This window comes from Paenibacillus mellifer (assembly GCF_023195895.1).
Lineage (GTDB): Bacteria > Bacillota > Bacilli > Paenibacillales > Paenibacillaceae > Fontibacillus > Fontibacillus mellifer.
The window spans coordinates 210,139-226,156 of the sequence record NZ_JALPRK010000001.1 but is presented as its reverse complement, the minus strand read 5'-3'; the positions used below and the strand labels follow the sequence as shown (position 1 = coordinate 226,156).

11 protein-coding genes are annotated in these 16,018 nt (G+C 54.1%); 3 read left to right on the top strand and 8 right to left on the bottom strand.

The features are described from left to right. The 5 genes from M0651_RS00925 to M0651_RS00905 form a co-directional block, all read right to left on the bottom strand. Complete coding sequence (locus M0651_RS00925; protein WP_248549984.1) at window positions 1-3,228, bottom strand: cellobiose phosphorylase; 3,228 nt, start codon at window positions 3,226-3,228, stop codon at window positions 1-3. 33 nt (window positions 3,229-3,261) lie between these two features. Further along, window positions 3,262-4,605: a glycoside hydrolase family 30 protein gene (locus M0651_RS00920; protein ID WP_248549983.1), complete on the bottom strand. Its 1,344-nt coding sequence runs from the start codon at window positions 4,603-4,605 to the stop codon at window positions 3,262-3,264. Between the two features lie 159 nt (window positions 4,606-4,764). Beyond that, on the bottom strand, window positions 4,765-5,769 hold the full coding sequence (locus M0651_RS00915) for a LacI family DNA-binding transcriptional regulator (protein WP_248549982.1): 1,005 nt from the start codon (window positions 5,767-5,769) through the stop codon (window positions 4,765-4,767). A gap of 187 nt (window positions 5,770-5,956) precedes the next feature. Then, window positions 5,957-8,224: a FecR family protein gene (locus M0651_RS00910; RefSeq protein WP_248549981.1), complete on the bottom strand. Its 2,268-nt coding sequence runs from the start codon at window positions 8,222-8,224 to the stop codon at window positions 5,957-5,959. A gap of 12 nt (window positions 8,225-8,236) precedes the next feature. Further along, window positions 8,237-9,850 (bottom strand): stalk domain-containing protein, encoded by a 1,614-nt coding sequence (locus M0651_RS00905; protein WP_248549980.1) that lies wholly within the window; start codon window positions 9,848-9,850, stop codon window positions 8,237-8,239. A 192-nt stretch (window positions 9,851-10,042) separates the two neighbouring features. Here M0651_RS00905 and M0651_RS00900 point away from each other — a divergent pair, with 192 nt between their 5' ends. Continuing rightward, window positions 10,043-10,342, top strand: coding sequence for a hypothetical protein (locus M0651_RS00900; protein WP_248549979.1), 300 nt, complete (start codon window positions 10,043-10,045; stop codon window positions 10,340-10,342). A gap of 64 nt (window positions 10,343-10,406) precedes the next feature. Here the strand turns inward: M0651_RS00900 and M0651_RS00895 are convergent, their stop codons facing one another. Then, complete coding sequence (locus M0651_RS00895) at window positions 10,407-12,386, bottom strand: methyl-accepting chemotaxis protein (protein WP_248549978.1); 1,980 nt, start codon at window positions 12,384-12,386, stop codon at window positions 10,407-10,409. A gap of 23 nt (window positions 12,387-12,409) precedes the next feature. Continuing rightward, window positions 12,410-13,528 carry a diguanylate cyclase gene (locus tag M0651_RS00890; RefSeq protein ID WP_248549977.1) on the bottom strand — a complete coding sequence of 373 codons (1,119 nt, stop codon included), beginning with the start codon at window positions 13,526-13,528 and terminating at the stop codon, window positions 12,410-12,412. A gap of 202 nt (window positions 13,529-13,730) precedes the next feature. On the opposite strand from M0651_RS00890, the gene M0651_RS00885 reads away from it, so the two are divergent. Then, window positions 13,731-14,489 (top strand): threonine/serine exporter family protein, encoded by a 759-nt coding sequence (locus tag M0651_RS00885; protein WP_248549976.1) that lies wholly within the window; start codon window positions 13,731-13,733, stop codon window positions 14,487-14,489. A 28-nt stretch (window positions 14,490-14,517) separates the two neighbouring features. After that, window positions 14,518-14,973, top strand: a complete 456-nt coding sequence (locus M0651_RS00880; RefSeq protein WP_248549975.1) for a threonine/serine exporter family protein — start codon at window positions 14,518-14,520, stop codon at window positions 14,971-14,973. A 19-nt stretch (window positions 14,974-14,992) separates the two neighbouring features. Here the strand turns inward: M0651_RS00880 and M0651_RS00875 are convergent, their stop codons facing one another. Continuing rightward, window positions 14,993-15,853 carry a GNAT family N-acetyltransferase gene (locus M0651_RS00875; protein WP_248549974.1) on the bottom strand — a complete coding sequence of 287 codons (861 nt, stop codon included), beginning with the start codon at window positions 15,851-15,853 and terminating at the stop codon, window positions 14,993-14,995. Window positions 15,854-16,018: the final 165 nt, after the last annotated feature.

The window sequence follows — 16,018 nt, the reverse complement described above, 5'->3', positions numbered from 1 at the left end:
TTAAGCTAATTCTGCCTCAATCCGCCGCACCACACCACTGCGGATCTCCTCGGCCAGCGAACCCTCGATGACGGAACCGTCGACGACTTGCTCCGTTCCATCCTGCTTCTGCACCACCATCCGGCGGATCGTTGATGCATCAGAGCCATAGGTGTCTTTCTTCTGTGGATTCCGGTAGACGACTTCCGTCGCACCTAAGAATCGGAAGGACACCTCGCCTCTCTCGTCAAAGAGCCACCCCGGCAGAAGGGGTTGGAGCGTAAGCCGAAGCTTGCCTTCGTACAGGCGGAAGATCCGTTTCCCGGCCATCATCATCATCCACATGCTGAGGAACTCGGCGGTGGATCCGCTGAGCCGGGCGACATAACCGCGGCCATGGGTATCCGGGTCCGGATTCACGCTCGTGGCGATAAAAGACGAGTTCTCCAACGTACTGCGGCCATACACCGCCGGATCGAGGAACGGAATCACCGAGGTTCGAAGTTCGGCGAAGAACTCCTCTGTCAAGCCGCTTTTAAGCAGTGCCAGCAAATACTTATAGCTCATATGCAGGAATACCGATTCCCGTTCCAGCCACCCCGCTGTAAAGGCGCGAATCCGCCCGATTTCATGGGTTTCCCCGTCCAAGCTAACCGAAGTTTTGTACATTTGCAGATGCTCGTCGAACAGGTCGCTGCGACGAATTTGCTCGTACGTCCGTTTAGCTTCGCCCTGATCCTCTACCGTCTTCAACCAACGGGCCGGGCCTTCCAGGAAATGCGGCAGCGGACGAACAGTAAATTTCTTCACGACCGCCTTAGGTAAGCCGTAACCGCTGATAACCGGCGCGCCTTGTGCATCCGTCACCGGCTCGAATTCCACCGCTTCGAAGGCGAAATACGTCGGCGTCACACCGTCGCCCAACCGGATAGCTTCCTGGATACCACGCTCGATTTGCTCCAGCATGCGAGACGCCAGGCTGCCGATCGAACTTAACTGCAGACGGACTTCCGTCCCGCTAATCCCGAAACGTATGGCTTCCCGATACTTCTCGCGGGCGGCGGCAACTCGGTCCCAATAGCCAAACGACTCAAGATTCCCTGCCAAACGGGCTTCCAGCAGGTCGCTCACTTCGACAAGCAAAGCGGCGAGCTCTTCCGGTACAGATACTTCATAGCCATCGCCATCAGCTTCGGCACTAGCCTCCTGAACAAATTTCAGAAGCCGTTTCAACTCGAACGTCTCACTCATTCCGGAGCCGAACAGTCCAGGCAGTCCATTCATCGCATCGTTCCAGCCCGGTTTGTTCGCTTCCATCTCCACGCCCATTCCGAACGGATCCAGCGTAGCGAACTTAATTAATCCCAGAGACAGCAGCTTTACAAACAAGGTCGTGCGATAGATTTCTCCGTTACCGTGCCCTGTCTTCAGCCAGTTGGTGCTCTTCAGCGTCAGCCCTTGCTTCGCCATTTTCTCTTCGTCATGAACCAATGCGCCATATTGGCGAACCTGCCCGCCGCTGATCACGTATTTCTCGCTGCGCGGCAGGACGCGGGCCGGACTGTCGAAGAACGTGTATTCCCGCTCCCCGAACAACAGCTGCTCCTTGCGATCTGGGAAAATATTCAGATAACTGTCGATTAAGTCCATATTGTAGGTCCAGTGATCCGACCAATAACCTTCGCCGAAGGAAGCTTCGATTTGCTGCTCGGCGAGAGACAACACGCCGGTTAACAGCTCATTCTCCCCAACCAGAAGCTTAACGCCGCGGTTAATGACGATCGAGATGACCTTCCCTGGGGTAAAAGAGCCCAGACAAAGCGCGGCAAGCTCATCCCGATGATTCGCCATAGCCTTCTCCAGGAAAGCGGACAGCTCCTTGGCCCGCTCCGCAGGGACCCGGAACGTCGTCCCCTCCACGCCAAGCGGATTGTAACCATCCGCTTGAATCAGGCTGAAAAACGTGCGGATATTAAACGTTCCAACCCGCGGATTGAAGTAGATATCGCTTCGCCGGTTTTGGTTGGCGTCCCGGAAGTTGCCGTTGCCCTGCGAATAAAATTCCGGGGCGATGGAGAAGAAATTGTAGTCCCGCTCAAGGTCCCCGTGTTTCCGAGAATACAGATGAACGACAAACCCATCCCGGCCGTTCTCGAAAATAAATGGATATCCGCCGCGCAGGAAATTGTCCAAATAGCTTTGCCGGCAGTAGGCGTCAAACAGTGGCAGAGCCGTCTTTGTAGCGATGTCCGCGGTGAGCTCGTCGGTCAGTTGACCGGCTTCCGCATTTTTACGAGCGATATAGTCCGGGCTTGTGATTTCAACCGCTTTGCTATTCAGCCGATCAACACTGTCGATATGCCCGATCAAGGTATAAATGTGGCGGCTTTCCCCAGGTGCCAATTCGGCGGTCAAGGCCGAAAAACCGCAGGGGACCTTGTTGGTGCAATACTGCGGCTCAGCGGTTAAAGTCGACAGCGGCTGCTCGGCAAAACGGTCCGGATAAGCGAGTGAAGTATTGTCACCAAAAATAACGGCAAAGTCGGCGATCGTCTTCAGCAGCTCGCCGTCCTCGCCGAAGGTCAGGTAGAAGTGGCCGCTTTGTATCTCGCTCACTTCGGCCTCATCATGCGTGCTGGAGCGGACCCGGTAGAACGGAATGCCCTTCTCCAGATTGTCGACCTCCATCCAACTGCGCAGCAAGTTGCCGATCTCCTTGTACCCGGCATTCTCCACCCCGTATGGCAGAATTTCCGGCATGCCGTCCAACATCTCCAATTGCAGCGGCGCTCCAGAAATATTCGTGACCTCCACTTGGCGAACCAAAGCCGCATAATCGTCATTTGGCATTTGGAAATAACGAACCTTCACTCGAAGCCCCTGCGCTTCGTTCGTTTCCTCAATCGTCAACTCATTCGCCAGAATCTGCATGCGGCGAACGGCAGACGGGTCGGGAAAGGCACTTTGAAAAGGCTCGAAAATTCCAGGCTTCCCCGTGGCTTTAATAAAGGTTCGGAAGCCTTTCATAGCTACCGATTGGTACGTGATGCTGGCCGGGGAGAATTCCATGATCGGACTGTTCTTGTCCCGAATCCCGAAGCTGCAAACCGCTTGCCCGCGGTTTACGTAGAAGGTCCACATTGGAATTCCCTTCAAGCCGGCAAGGCCGGGGAGAAAACTCGAGAACGGCTTCGCCCGGTCAAATTGTTCAATGACGAACGCATTTTCCTCAAAAGCATAATTAGGCATAAGGCTTATACCTCCGTTAAGTAAAAGTTGAGTTTAAGCTTGGATGATGTAGGTTGCAATCGAGTGGGCCGGCAGCGTTTCACTGGCAGCTTCTTCGCCCAGTTCCAATGCAAACGGCTGCGCTTCTTCGCTTTCGTTCTGCACAACCACCGCTACGCTGCCGTCCAGATTGCGGAATGCCGTAGCCAGCAACGATGGAACTTCGGTATCCAATCCGATGCGAACAGCCCCAGGTTGGATATATTTACTGAAATGACCAATGTAGTAATAAGAACTGTTGTAAAGAATCGTATCGGCCTTCGTATCCGCGATAATCGGCGCGTCGCATAGGTTGCCCACATGGTTCGGGCCGCCCGTTTCGTCAAGCACCAGGTTCCAATCCAGGAAGCCTTCGTTCCAATTGTTTAGGTCACCGATGATATTGCGTCCATAACGTTCGCCGGTAAACCATTCGCCCAGCTTCACCCCGCCTTCCTGACAGCCTTCCGTAAACAGGAGGTGCTTGTCGGGGAACAACTCATGGACCTTACCAACGTTTTCGAACGCTTCGCAGACATACCAGTGGAAGCCGGTTCCCCATACGTATTTGGCTGCTTCAGGATCGCTCAGGACGGCGGAGGCCCGCTCGATCATAATATCCCGGTTGTGGTCCCAGATCAGGATGTTGACGTCTGCCAGCCCTTCCTGATGCATCGTCGGCCCCAGGTGATCGCGAACGAAATCGCGCTCCTCCTCGCCGCTGTAAATACAGGAGTCCCAGGTTTGCACCGCCGCCGGTTCATTTTGTACCGAGATACCCCAGATGGGAATTCCCGCTTCGCGGTAAGACTTAATAAACTTCGTATAGTATTGCGACCAAGCCTCTCGGTATTCCGGCTTCAGCTGACCGCCGTGGTTCATGTCCCCGTTCGTCTTCATCCAGGCCGGCGGGCTCCAAGGAGAGGCTAGCATGGTGATGTCTTTCCCAGCCGTTTTCGCCGCATCATGAATCAGCGGAATCACCCACTTGTGATCGCGGGAGATATCGAACGTCTTCAGCTCAACATCGCCATCTTCGATATACGTGTAGTTTTCAAGCGCGAAGTCGCAGCTATGGATGTGCACGCGTCCTAGGGTATATCCCAGCCCCTCTTGCGGATCGAAATACCGGCGGATAACCTCGTCGCGTTTCTCCGGACTGATTCGGGATAACGTATAAGCAGTTGCTTCTGTAAAAGCTCCTCCAAATCCCATCACCGTCTGGAAGGTTTGCTTCGGCAAGACCTTCAACTTCCGCCCCGCGCCGGCAACCGCGCCGGATTGAGTTGTCAGTTCCCCTTGGGGCTGCAGCCGATCAGCAGAATCGCGCGAAGTGAGTACCTTTAACCATTTTGCCATCGTGAATCCTCTCCTTGGTTTCAAAATTCAATGTTCTTGGAATCGATTACATTTCATGCGGAAACAGTGTTGGCGGAATGCGCAGAAACCTCAACTTTCGAGGAATGGCGGTATCGAAACCGGTTTCGATTTCACTCAAAAAAATAGAGGCCGAGCGGTCTACAGCGATCGGCAAGAATCGCGAATGACCAGCTCCACCGGGATCACGCCTTGTTGCACGTCTTCCCCGCCTTCTATCGAATAGATTAACATGTCGGCCGCCCGGCTGCCAAGTACATATGTGTTTTGTCGTACCGTCGTTAAGGCGGGTGTTAGAAATTTCGCCATTTCTATGTCGTCGAACCCGATTAGCGAGATGTCCTCGGGTACGCGCAGCCCACGGCGTTTCATCGCCATCATGGCTCCGACTGCCAAGTTATCGCCGGCCGCGAATATGGCCGTGGGCAGCTCGTCCGCTTTCATCAACTCTTCCATCGCTCGGCTCCCGCTCTCTATGGTGTAATCGTAGCTGCCTTGCACGATATGCTGCGGATTAATCGTCAGTCCAAGCTCTTGCATCGCTTGTTGATAGCCGTTTAACCGATGCTCCCCAGCAAATGTCGGACCGCCGCCGATGTGTGCAATTTTCCGGTGGCCGATGGAATGCAGATAAGACACCGCCTGACGGACCCCTTCCGCATTGTCCGAGTACACGGTACTCTTGACGGTTGACTCCTGATCCAGCAGGACGCATGGGATGTTGGACTCCAGCAGCTCTTGGAAATAAGGATCGGACGCATCCGGCAATACCACCACCACGCCGTCGATACCGCGGATTTTACAGTGCTCCAAATAGCTGCTCCGCTTGCCGCCGACATCCTTGGAAATAAACATCAAGTCATATCCCTTGGAGGTAGCGACTTGCTTGAATCCCTCGATAACGCCGCCGAAATAGGGATGCAGAATCCCCGCGCCAGAAGGCTCAATAAACAGCACGCCAATCATCCAAGACCGTTTGGTCGTTAGCGAACGTGCGTGAGCATTCGGCACATAACCAAGTTCATCGGCGGCGTCCAGGATTTTGCGGCGTGTCTTCTCACTAACGTCGGAGTAACCGTTAAACACCTTGGATACTGTGGTCGGCGAAAAGCCGGTAAATTGCGCGATATCGTAAATCGTAATCAACGTCTCATCTCCTCTGCCCGGGTCCAAGCAAGCCCGTACCGGGATTCACAGGCCATTGTAGCCGCAGGTTGGCTGGAAAGTCAACCGGATTCTGCAAAGGACTATCAAGACCGCTTCGATGCCTGTCGGAAAAAAATCGCAAGGCCCAGGAAATCTCCCTGAACCTTGCGATATATAGAGATTGCTTTTATGGTGTACCCACATTCAGCCCAACAAGGTTCTCTTCACCGTAGGGATGCGGATCCAACCCTTCGGTCGGAGGATAGACCCATCTAAGCCCGATTTCATACGTCCCAGGCTCGGGTTCGAACGCCCCCCATTCCAGCCTAAAATCGCTGCCCGCTGCGAGCAGGGCGGCCAAAACGCCGGTTCCGCCTGTCAGGTAGGCGGTTCCGTTCTCGTCAACGACACCCGAGGCAATCGGTGTATCGTTATGATAAAGCGTCACCGGTACATCCACATACGGAGCTTCACCATAAATCGTGGCCTTCAACGCGAGTCGATAAGAGGGTAGGATATTCTCACCTTTGGCGCTAAACGCATAAGTCAGTTGTTCCTCTGGGGCCAGATTTACCGATGATTCCCCGCCCGTAAAGCTGATCGCCGGCATCACCTCGGACACCGTAAACTGGAACGACTGTTTGCCCAATGAAACCAGGGCATCCCCTTCCGTTTGGAAAGCCTCGACGGTAATGGTGTAATTGCCGGATTCCATCCAGTTGGCGGACAAAACGGCAGGCCAACCGTCGTCTAAGGCTCCGATGCCGTAACCCGCATCCTCCTCGGAAGGAAGCCAAGCCTCTCCGCAGCTGGCCGCCGTCGATGTTCCGCAGTCCTCCAGGCTCAGCTCGGTTTGTAACAACGAATCATATTTGAAATCGTAACGGATTGCGGAATATACCGCCTCCGGCACATTCGAGCTAAGCGTCACCTTGACTTTGAGCTTGTCCGACTTCGGCTCCACGCCTTCTTTCAGCGTCAAGCCAAAAGCCATGGTGTGTTGAATCCCCATTGGAATGGAGGTTTCATCCGCATATCGCCAGTTCAAAGTAAACGACGCCGAAGGAGTCGGATTCGGATTCGGGTTAGGGTTTGGATTTGGATTTGGATTCGGGTTCGATCCCGGATTCGATGGCGCTGAAGTCCCGCCGCTCGGCGCCGTTGGCCCTGCTGGCGTCGTAGACGGAGAAGTGGAACCACCTCGCTGTATTTTTTCTTGCTCCAGCCTCCGCTCCGCGGCCAGAAATTGTTCTCGATCCTGGGCCTGGAGTTGATTCAAAAATTGTTGCTGTGCTCTGGCTTGGGCCTCCTCTTGAGCTTTCCGATTCTCCTCCTGCAGCTTTTCCTGATGCTCCACAATACGTTGAATCAGTGCCTGGAGATTATTCTGTTGTTCCTGCAGCTCTCGATTCTTTTTCTCCTGCATTTCCTTAAGCAATTGTTCCTTTTTCACGGCTTCCGGATCTACTCCTGCCGTTGGATCCAGCGGCTGGACCTTGTCCAAATCGATTTTCCCGTTCCCCTCCAGAGAACGGTTGGCCTCGTCGATCAACTGCTGCACTTGTCCGGAAGACAGCTTTTGTTGTTTTACGGCTTCTTGCGCCAGGTTTCCGACCAGGTTGGACATATTCTCGCTTATCTTGTTGAGATCCCCCATCTGCAGTGGGAGACTCGGGTCTGCAGGCTGCTTAAGCGTATTCGCCTGTTCTTCAAGGCTCTTTTTTGTTTGTTCGTTTTCTTTTTGAATTTTCTCAGCGTTCCTGAGCAAGCTTTCGATGACATTGGCCGGCGCGTTTTGGATCAGACGGGTCGGATCGACCACACTGGGTCCGCTAGGTCCGCTGGCTTCGCCGCCCCCGAGGTAGATTTGCTGCGCTGGATAAATGACGGTTGGAGGCAACTGGTTTGGAGATCCCCCCGAAGCGGGTCTTGAGCTGCCAGCGCTCACCGCCCCGGCCATCACGCCTACGATGCTCGCCCCCGTGACTGGGTCTGTTGCAACGATGAAATGGGTCCCTTTCACATCCAGCGTGTGATTCCCGTTCACCACCTGAAACGTATCCGGTTTTCCGCGCAAGTCCGTCACAGCAAAGTAAGCCACCCCGGAGAGCATCGTCAGCTTTGTTGTTCTCCCCTGCAGCCCGCCGGACAATTGACTGATATCCAGCAAGCTGTACTCCCCGAGATTGATTTCATCCCTGGTGTCCTCTACCCGCAGTTGTGCGCTGCCTTGACCGACGATCAGCCGGTCTCCCTGCCACAAGGCCATTCCCTCAAACGCATCGTATTGCAAGCTTGATCCAGCCGGCTGCACCTTGGCTAGGCCCTGCAAATCCACAATGACAGCTGTTCTTAAAATGTCTTCTGCTCCTGCAGCCAGAGCCGATTGGCCAACAGCAAGTGTGATGAGCATCGCAGCTAGGCTCCCGCATAACTTTCTGATCCATTGTTTCATATCCTTCACCTCCTATTTATCCCTCATGATGGCCAGTCGAGCTTCCGACAGCCAATTAATTTCTTTATTCAGCAGCGCACCGGCTTCTCGTAGTGGGATATATACTTTCCCCCCGCTGACATAAGGTGCAGCCGCCAAAGTGAATGGCGAGACCTCTCCGGTCGAACTGACACTAACCTTCACCTCGGATTTACCGACATGAAGAGTGATAGACCGCTCCTCTCCTTGCACAACAACATCCCCATCTGAATTTGAGGTGACCGTGTAACCAACGGTCTCCGCAAGCAAACGAAGCGGGACATCTAATCGACCTTGATTGAGAAGGAGCTGCTCCTCCCCGGCTACCTCGCGCAGCTCATACAAGAATAGTGGCCCTTTGCGGTCCGCTGCGGATTCCGGGAGCGGATAAAGGCGCAGGATACGAACTTGGTGATTCATGGAATCGGCGACCCAGACTTCCCCAGTAGCCTCATCTACGGTTACATCCACCGGCAAGGAAAAAGCCGCACTAGCCTCCGTATGTCCTGCGCTTCCCGACGAACCGCCAACCCATGTCGATACCTTCTGATGCTGAAGCAGCCGGATGGCATGATTCAGGGAATCGGCGATCAGTAAGCCTTCTTTCGACCAGGCCAGTCCTTCCGGCGCATTAAACCGCGCCTCTGCCCCAGTCCCGTCTTTGTAACCACCGGATGCTGTCAGAAGGCGGTTCGATTCCGAATACAACGACTCCGTCCCGCCGCCGGCAACCGTCGAAACTGTTTTGGCAGCAAAATCGATATATCGTATCAGATGATTCCCGCGATCGCTGACATAGAGGTTCCCTTCATCGTCTAAAGCCAAGCCGGACGGCTCGTTGAACAACGCCTGCGACAAGCTGCCGTCAAGGTAGTCGCCTGCGGGAACAACCAGTCCAGGGTAGATCTCGGCTACGCGTTCCGAGGCCTTATTCAGCGTTGTGACTTGACCGTCCGGGGTGATCTCCCGAATGACATGATTCAGCGTGTCCGCCACGTAAACCGTCCCGTCCTCGGTGGCCGCGATCGCTTGAGGTGAATGGAATCTTGCGGTTCTCCCCTGGCCATCCTTGAAGCCGAACACCCCATCCCCGGCTAAGGTCTGAACCTGACCGTCTGAGGTGATTTTGCGAATGGCATGATTGCCCGTATCCGCGACATAAATGTTGCCGGAAGCATCCGTTGCCAGCCCTGATGGCAACTGGAACGCGGATTCCTGTAGTGGACCGTCAAGGAAGCCGCCAATCGGTTGATTCCGTTCATCCAGCTTCGCCGGAAATGGAAGTCCGGCAAAGGTGCTCACGACTCCGTCCTTAATTTGCCGAATCACCTGATTGGCCGTATCAGCCACCAACAGACTTCCGTCGGGTAATCGGAGCAGTCCCCCGGGAGTAAGAAAATCAGCCTCTCCCCTTGTTCCTTCCGTCCACCCGGCTTGTCCTGTCCCGGCATAAACGTCCACCCGCAGCAGCGGTCTATCGGCATCGCTTGTAGATCCGCCGAACTCAGCTGCCAAGGCAGGCGCTTGTGTCGCGACAAAACCGCAGAACCCGAGAAGGGCTGCCAGAAGTAACCTCCCCTTGCGTCTTATGTACCTTTTGGTTTGCAATCAACTCTCCCCCTTATCATGTAATTCCTAGACTAACCCGACAAGTTCCCAACAATCGGATATGATATTTATCACACAATTATAATATCGGAAATTTCTTCCTCTGGATAATATTCTGTAGTCGAATTCTGAGGTTTTTTTGGGGGTACACTTTGGGAGACTCGCAATTTCCAGGAAAGGAGACCGTTCATCATGGACGTATTAGATGACAGAACCTCTGCGGATTTCGAATATGAGCGGTACGAGCTGCTTAAGGAGTATCGCCCCGAGAATGACATACCCAGCGATGATCTGCTGCCTCACGATACACGGGTCGCCCAGGGAGTCAGTGAAGAAGAGACCTCGGCAGTTGGACAAGAGGATCCGTTTCCCGATGTACCGGATGCGGACGCGATCCAGAAAGACAGCCCGGTTGATCCCGTTGCTCCCGATCCGGATGCCATGCACGGCACCGATTTGCTCAATGGGTTTGACGGCGACGAAACCGAATAACCTTATACGACAAGAAGCCTTCCGCACCCGAGAGCGCGGAAGGCTTCTTCCTAATTCATAACGTTTAGTCCTTATACACTTTAAACTTACCAACCAGAGATTGCAGTTGCTCGGCCATGCGGCTTAAGTCGGCCGAGGACGAAGCGATCTCTTCCACGGAGGCAAGCTGTTCCTCTGCTGCCGCGGATATCGTTTGGGTGTTGCCGGCTGTCTCCTCGGAGAGTTGGCGAATTCGTTCGATCGCCTCCCGGGCTGCACTCGATTCCCCTGTCACTTCCTGCATCGTCTCGGCAGCAGTTTCGATCGCTCCCGCCGCTTCTACGACTGAACGGCTGATGGCTACAAACGATTGACTGGATAAATCAACGGCTCTCCTGCCTTCCGATACTTTGGCCTGGACATCTTCCATCGTAGCCACCGCCCGATTCATTTCCTCCTGGATTTGAGTAATTAAACCACGGATTTGGTCTGCGGATTGCCCCGATCCCTCAGCCAGCTTCCGGATCTCGCCGGCAACTACCGCAAATCCGCGTCCTTCCTCCCCGGCTCGCGATGCTTCGATCGCAGCGTTCAGCGACAACATGTTTGTCTTCTGAGCGATACCAGCCATTAATACGGCAATGCCGCCTATTTGCTCCGCATGATGACTCAACGAGCCGATCACGGAAGCCAATTCTGTAACTGTCCCTTCGACGCTGCGGATCTTCTCTTCAGCGCCAGCCACCAGCTCCGTACCTTCTTGGGCGGAGTCTGCCGTCCCCGACATCGTCCGGGTAATAAGCTGCATGTTACCAGAGACGTATTCCACCTGCCGGGCCATCGTATCCACGCTGGCGGCAACGTTTTCCACGCTGTTCAGTTGCTGCTCGCTGCCGACGGCCACATCCTGAATAGCCACGGTCACGTGTTCGATCGCTTTCGTCGTCTGCTCGGATCCAGCCGTTAGCTGTTCAGCCGAAGCCGAGACATTCTCGGTCATTTCCCGAACCCCTTCGATCATCACTCGTAAATTATCGACCATCAACTGAAAATTAACCGCCAGCTCGCCGATTTCATCGCGCTTGAAGCCGTCCAGCCTCTCGGTCAGATCGCCTTGACCGAGGATCGCGGTCGCCCGTTTCAACTTGCCGATCGGAATGAGAATCGAACGAATATTAAAGAAAATCAAGATCGCTCCCCCAACGAGCGAAAGCAAAACAACGAGAATTGCGGTATTGCGGATGTCCGCCGTTTCTCGTGACACCTCGCTTTGACTCATCGTCCCACCGATCCGCCAGCCGGTTAATTCGTTCTTGTGGATCGCCATTTTATATTTCTTACCGTTCATGACGTAGTCAAACGTTCCTCCGCCCATCGCAAACATCCCAGACACATAGCTGTCTTTCGCCTCTTCGCCGATGCCGCCAGCCGGATTCACGACCGTCTTCTTGGTATTGTCGAGAATCAGGATGTATCCTTCCTCGCCCACCTTCATGTTCGTCATTTTAGAGATACCTGATAGATTCAGATCAAGCGCAATGACACCTTGCCCGTCCTTAAGCACCTTGGAAATCGATACGACCGGACTGCCGTCAACGGACAAGTAAACCGGTGAAACGACTGCATCGGGAGTCTTTAACGCCTGCACATACCAATCCCGGGTTCTGGGATCGAAGTCAGGGGGCAACTCCTGGTCTACCCCAAGCAAGGTCCCCCCATTACTTGTGCCGACATAAATATTTAATACATCCTTATGTAAAGCTAGGTATTGATTCAACCGATTTTTTACCGCGGACCCGCCAGATGTCAGCTCCGCATTGACGGCCGTTGTATCCAGTTGGCCGGTAAAATAGTCCAGATCAGACACCATTTTCGCAAAGTTACTAGTAATCACCGAATCCGCGGTGTCCACACTCCCTTGAGCACTGTCCATCAGCTCTGCTTCGATCCTGTTGCTTGCCGTCAAATACGTCGTACCGCCAATAATCAAGCTGGGAATTAGCAAAATAGCGGCAAACGAAAAAATCAGCTTCTGACGAATAGATAATGTAAACTTTCGATTCATGATAATCCCCCCAATAAGTTAACTCATGGAAAACGGTAGGCATTTTTAGGAATAGGATCCTCGTAAAACAGGTCTACCGCTCGATACACCCGGTTTCGGCCCGCTGCTTTCGCTTGATAAAGGGCCTGGTCCGCCTTAACGATCAATTCCTCCTCATGTACGTTCGGGTACGTCGCGCTTCCCGCCGAAATCGTCAGCCTCAGCTCATCTCCACCCGGAAGAGTGAAGACGTGGTTGTCCACATTACTGCGCAGGCGTTCGGCAATGACCTTAATTTGCTCGGCATCGCAATGATCCACCAGGATGACAAACTCCTCGCCGCCCTTACGAGCAATGTGGTCCGATGGCCGGAATGTTTCTCGCATGACATCGGCGATCTGCAGAAGTATGGCATCCCCCGCCGGGTGGCCATGACGATCGTTAACTTGTTTAAAATGATCGATGTCGACAATAAGCAGGGTGAACGGAATTTTGTCCCGCTGGGCAGCGGCGATTTTCTGTTCCATTTTCACTTCGAACGCCCTGGAATTGTACAAGCTCGTTAGGAAATCTCGATTCGCCGCTTCCCTCATACTGCGGATGGAATCATCCTTGTTACGCAAATAACGCAGCATGGAGAACGTAAATATCCCCGCACAGATAAGCAGCGGGAAGTAAAGCCCAATCTCCTTGAAAGGAAGGCCATTGCTCAGAATGGAAATCACGATCACCGTACTCGTAGCGCTTAGCGCCAAAGCGAGGAACAGTCGCCCTGTCGTCGTTTTCCTTCCGCGCAGCAGCAAGAGCCCGATGAGAAACGTCACGGGCGCGTTCATCGCGGCGATCACGGAATGCATCCCGAAGCCATACAGGAACAGCAAACGATAGATTGCGATGAATACGGTGGTGATAACGCCCGAAATCCCTCCTCCCATATAAACCGAAATCAGGATCGGCAGCTGTCTGAAATCAGCTACAGCATGTCCGGAAATCGGAAAATTGTAATACATGAGGAGCACGCCAAGCAACCCAAGCGAGCTGCCCAGCAGGATCCGAACACACAGCGCTTTTTCCAGACGGTCTGGAATTTTGTGCTTGATCATATATCCAAAAAAGATTACCGTCGTTAGCAGCGTAAAATTGTTAAATAAGCTATGCAGCATCTAAAGTTCCTCTCTGATGTGTGGTGCAATGGTGAGTAGTGTTAGCATAACATATTAACGGGGCGAAAATAAGATATTTTTGCTAATTTTCGATTATATTCGACATTTTGTGACAAGTTTTGTCGAATCTCATGTCGAATCAATTTCTCTCCTCTTGCCGGCATGATATAATGGCTTCAGATTGCATGAAAGGGTGACGGCGATGAGCAGCACGGCTGCGGTCCAAGGACAGGAGCCTGTACGGGTATGCCTATTGGCGGGGAAAATCATGCTGCAAAGCGGTGCGGAAACGTACCGTGTGGAGGATACGATGACCCGGATGGCCGATGCGCTGGGGCTCTCCGGCTCACATAGTTATGTGACGCCGACCGGGATCGTCTTTCAATCCGGCGAGGCCGAATCGGCCAAGCTGATCCGGATCGTGGAGCGGACAACCGATCTGCAGAAAGTGGCTGCGGTGAACGATATCTCCCGGAAGCTGGGCAGCGGACATTTGACGGCCGCGGAGGCGTATGCTTTGCTTCTCGGGATTGAGTCGGTGAAACACGCTTATCCGATGCCGCTCCAAATGGCGGCGGCGGCCTTGTCGAGCGGCTGCTTCACCCTGATGTTCCGCGGCCAATTGACCGATTTCCTGCCGGGCTTATTGTGCGGCGGCTTAGGGTTTGCCGCATACCTGCTGTTCCATCGGCTGGTGAAGGTGAAATTTTTCGCCGAATTTACCGCGGCGCTGCTGATCGGCCTGCTCGCTCTTGGTTTCGTGCAGTTATCCATTGGCCGGGAGCTGGATAAGATCATTATCGGCTCCGTGATGCCTCTCGTCCCGGGCCTGTTGATTACGAATGCGGTCAGGGATCTGATGGCCGGGCATCTGGTGTCCGGGTTGTCGCGCGGGGCGGAGGCCTTCCTCACCGCCTTTGCCATCGGAGCCGGAATCGCCGTCGTGTTTACATTGATTTGACTGAACCGGAAGGAGACGAAACCGTCCGATGGTTATCTTGGTTCATTTGTTGGCGAGCTTTATCGCATCAGGGGCATTTGGCATCCTCTTTAACGCCCCCAAACGAACGCTGCTCCAATGCGGCTTGTCCGGCATGGTCGGCTGGATGGTCTACATCCTGCTGGAGCCGCGGATGGAGAGCGTATTTTCGACCGTTGCCGCGACTTTTCTGGTTGGCGTCCTAAGCCAGCTGTTTGCCCGCGCCTACAAGAAGCCCGTCATTATCTTCAGCGTGGCCGGCATCATTCCACTGGTCCCCGGCGGTCTAGCGTATGACGCCATGCGTCGCTTCGTGGAGAACGAATACGACCTGGCAGTCGAATTCGCCGCCAGAGCTTTTCTCCTATCCGGCTCGATCGCGATCGGGCTCGTATTGTCCGAGGTGCTGGGCCAGCTCTTGATCCGGCGGGTGCCGCGGCGCCTCCGCGGGCGAACGGCCAAATAAAAAAACGGCGCTGAACCGCTTACTGCGGCAGCGCCGTTTTCATCCAGAACGCATTCAGATAAACAAGTTCAAACCCACCTTTCAACATGTTCGAGTGGCTGGCCGAAGCAAACTCCACATCGGTGTAAACCCGCTTCAATCCAAGCGCCGCGGCCGTTTGCAGCCGGTGCCGGATCAATGCCGTTTGCACGCCGCGCCTCCGGTAATCCGGGAACGTGAAGTCGTTGGCCAAATAACCGGTGTCCCCACGGATGAACATCGATCCCATCCCGGCAGGTTCTCCCCCGATAAAGACAACGAAATTTTGAAAGTCCTCCCGGTAGAAATACCGGCTTTTCCGTTGCACGATCGCCTCATCCAACGCAGGAGAATCTCCGCCGCGCGACCGCTCGATCAGTCGGATAAAAGAATGGGCTTCTTCCTCGTCAGATATGCGGGAGATTTCAATTTCCGCATGCGGTGCGAGCCCTTCCGCAGGTTTCCTCCCCAAGTCCTCCCCATTGCATTCATTTTTGAGAAAAGCGAGCTGCAGCCTCGGCACGAACCCCTGCGCGGCCAAAGCTTCAGCCACCTCACCGGTTTGCCGGTCCGGGCTCATGTCGAAACACGGATCGATGCCCGCCGCCGCATAGATCCCGAGGATCTCGGACAGCCGATCCAAATCCGCCGGTCCAAAGCCGATCACGCGATTGTAGTAGCTCGACTGCGAGGACAGCTCGTCCGACAGCAGCGTCGTCCCGCCGATTTGTGTCACGGTAAGACGGGATTCCGCCAAATACAGGGAACGCTCGTTATTGAACTTCGTCAACTCCGTCTCCAGGTGAATCATCCGCTCCACGTCGCCAAGGACGGGATGGCTCTGCGGGGTATTGTTATTCATGTGCTTTCGCTCCTTTTGCGTGCCGCCCGTTTAATTTAATCCACAAGTCCGGCTTGATCTTTTAAGCCATTTTAGCACACCCGAAGGGCCGCGTGCATTTTGCATCTTCTATGCGTCTGCGGGCGTGATATAATAACAAGCGACTGCCTGTGAACGGTATTCAAT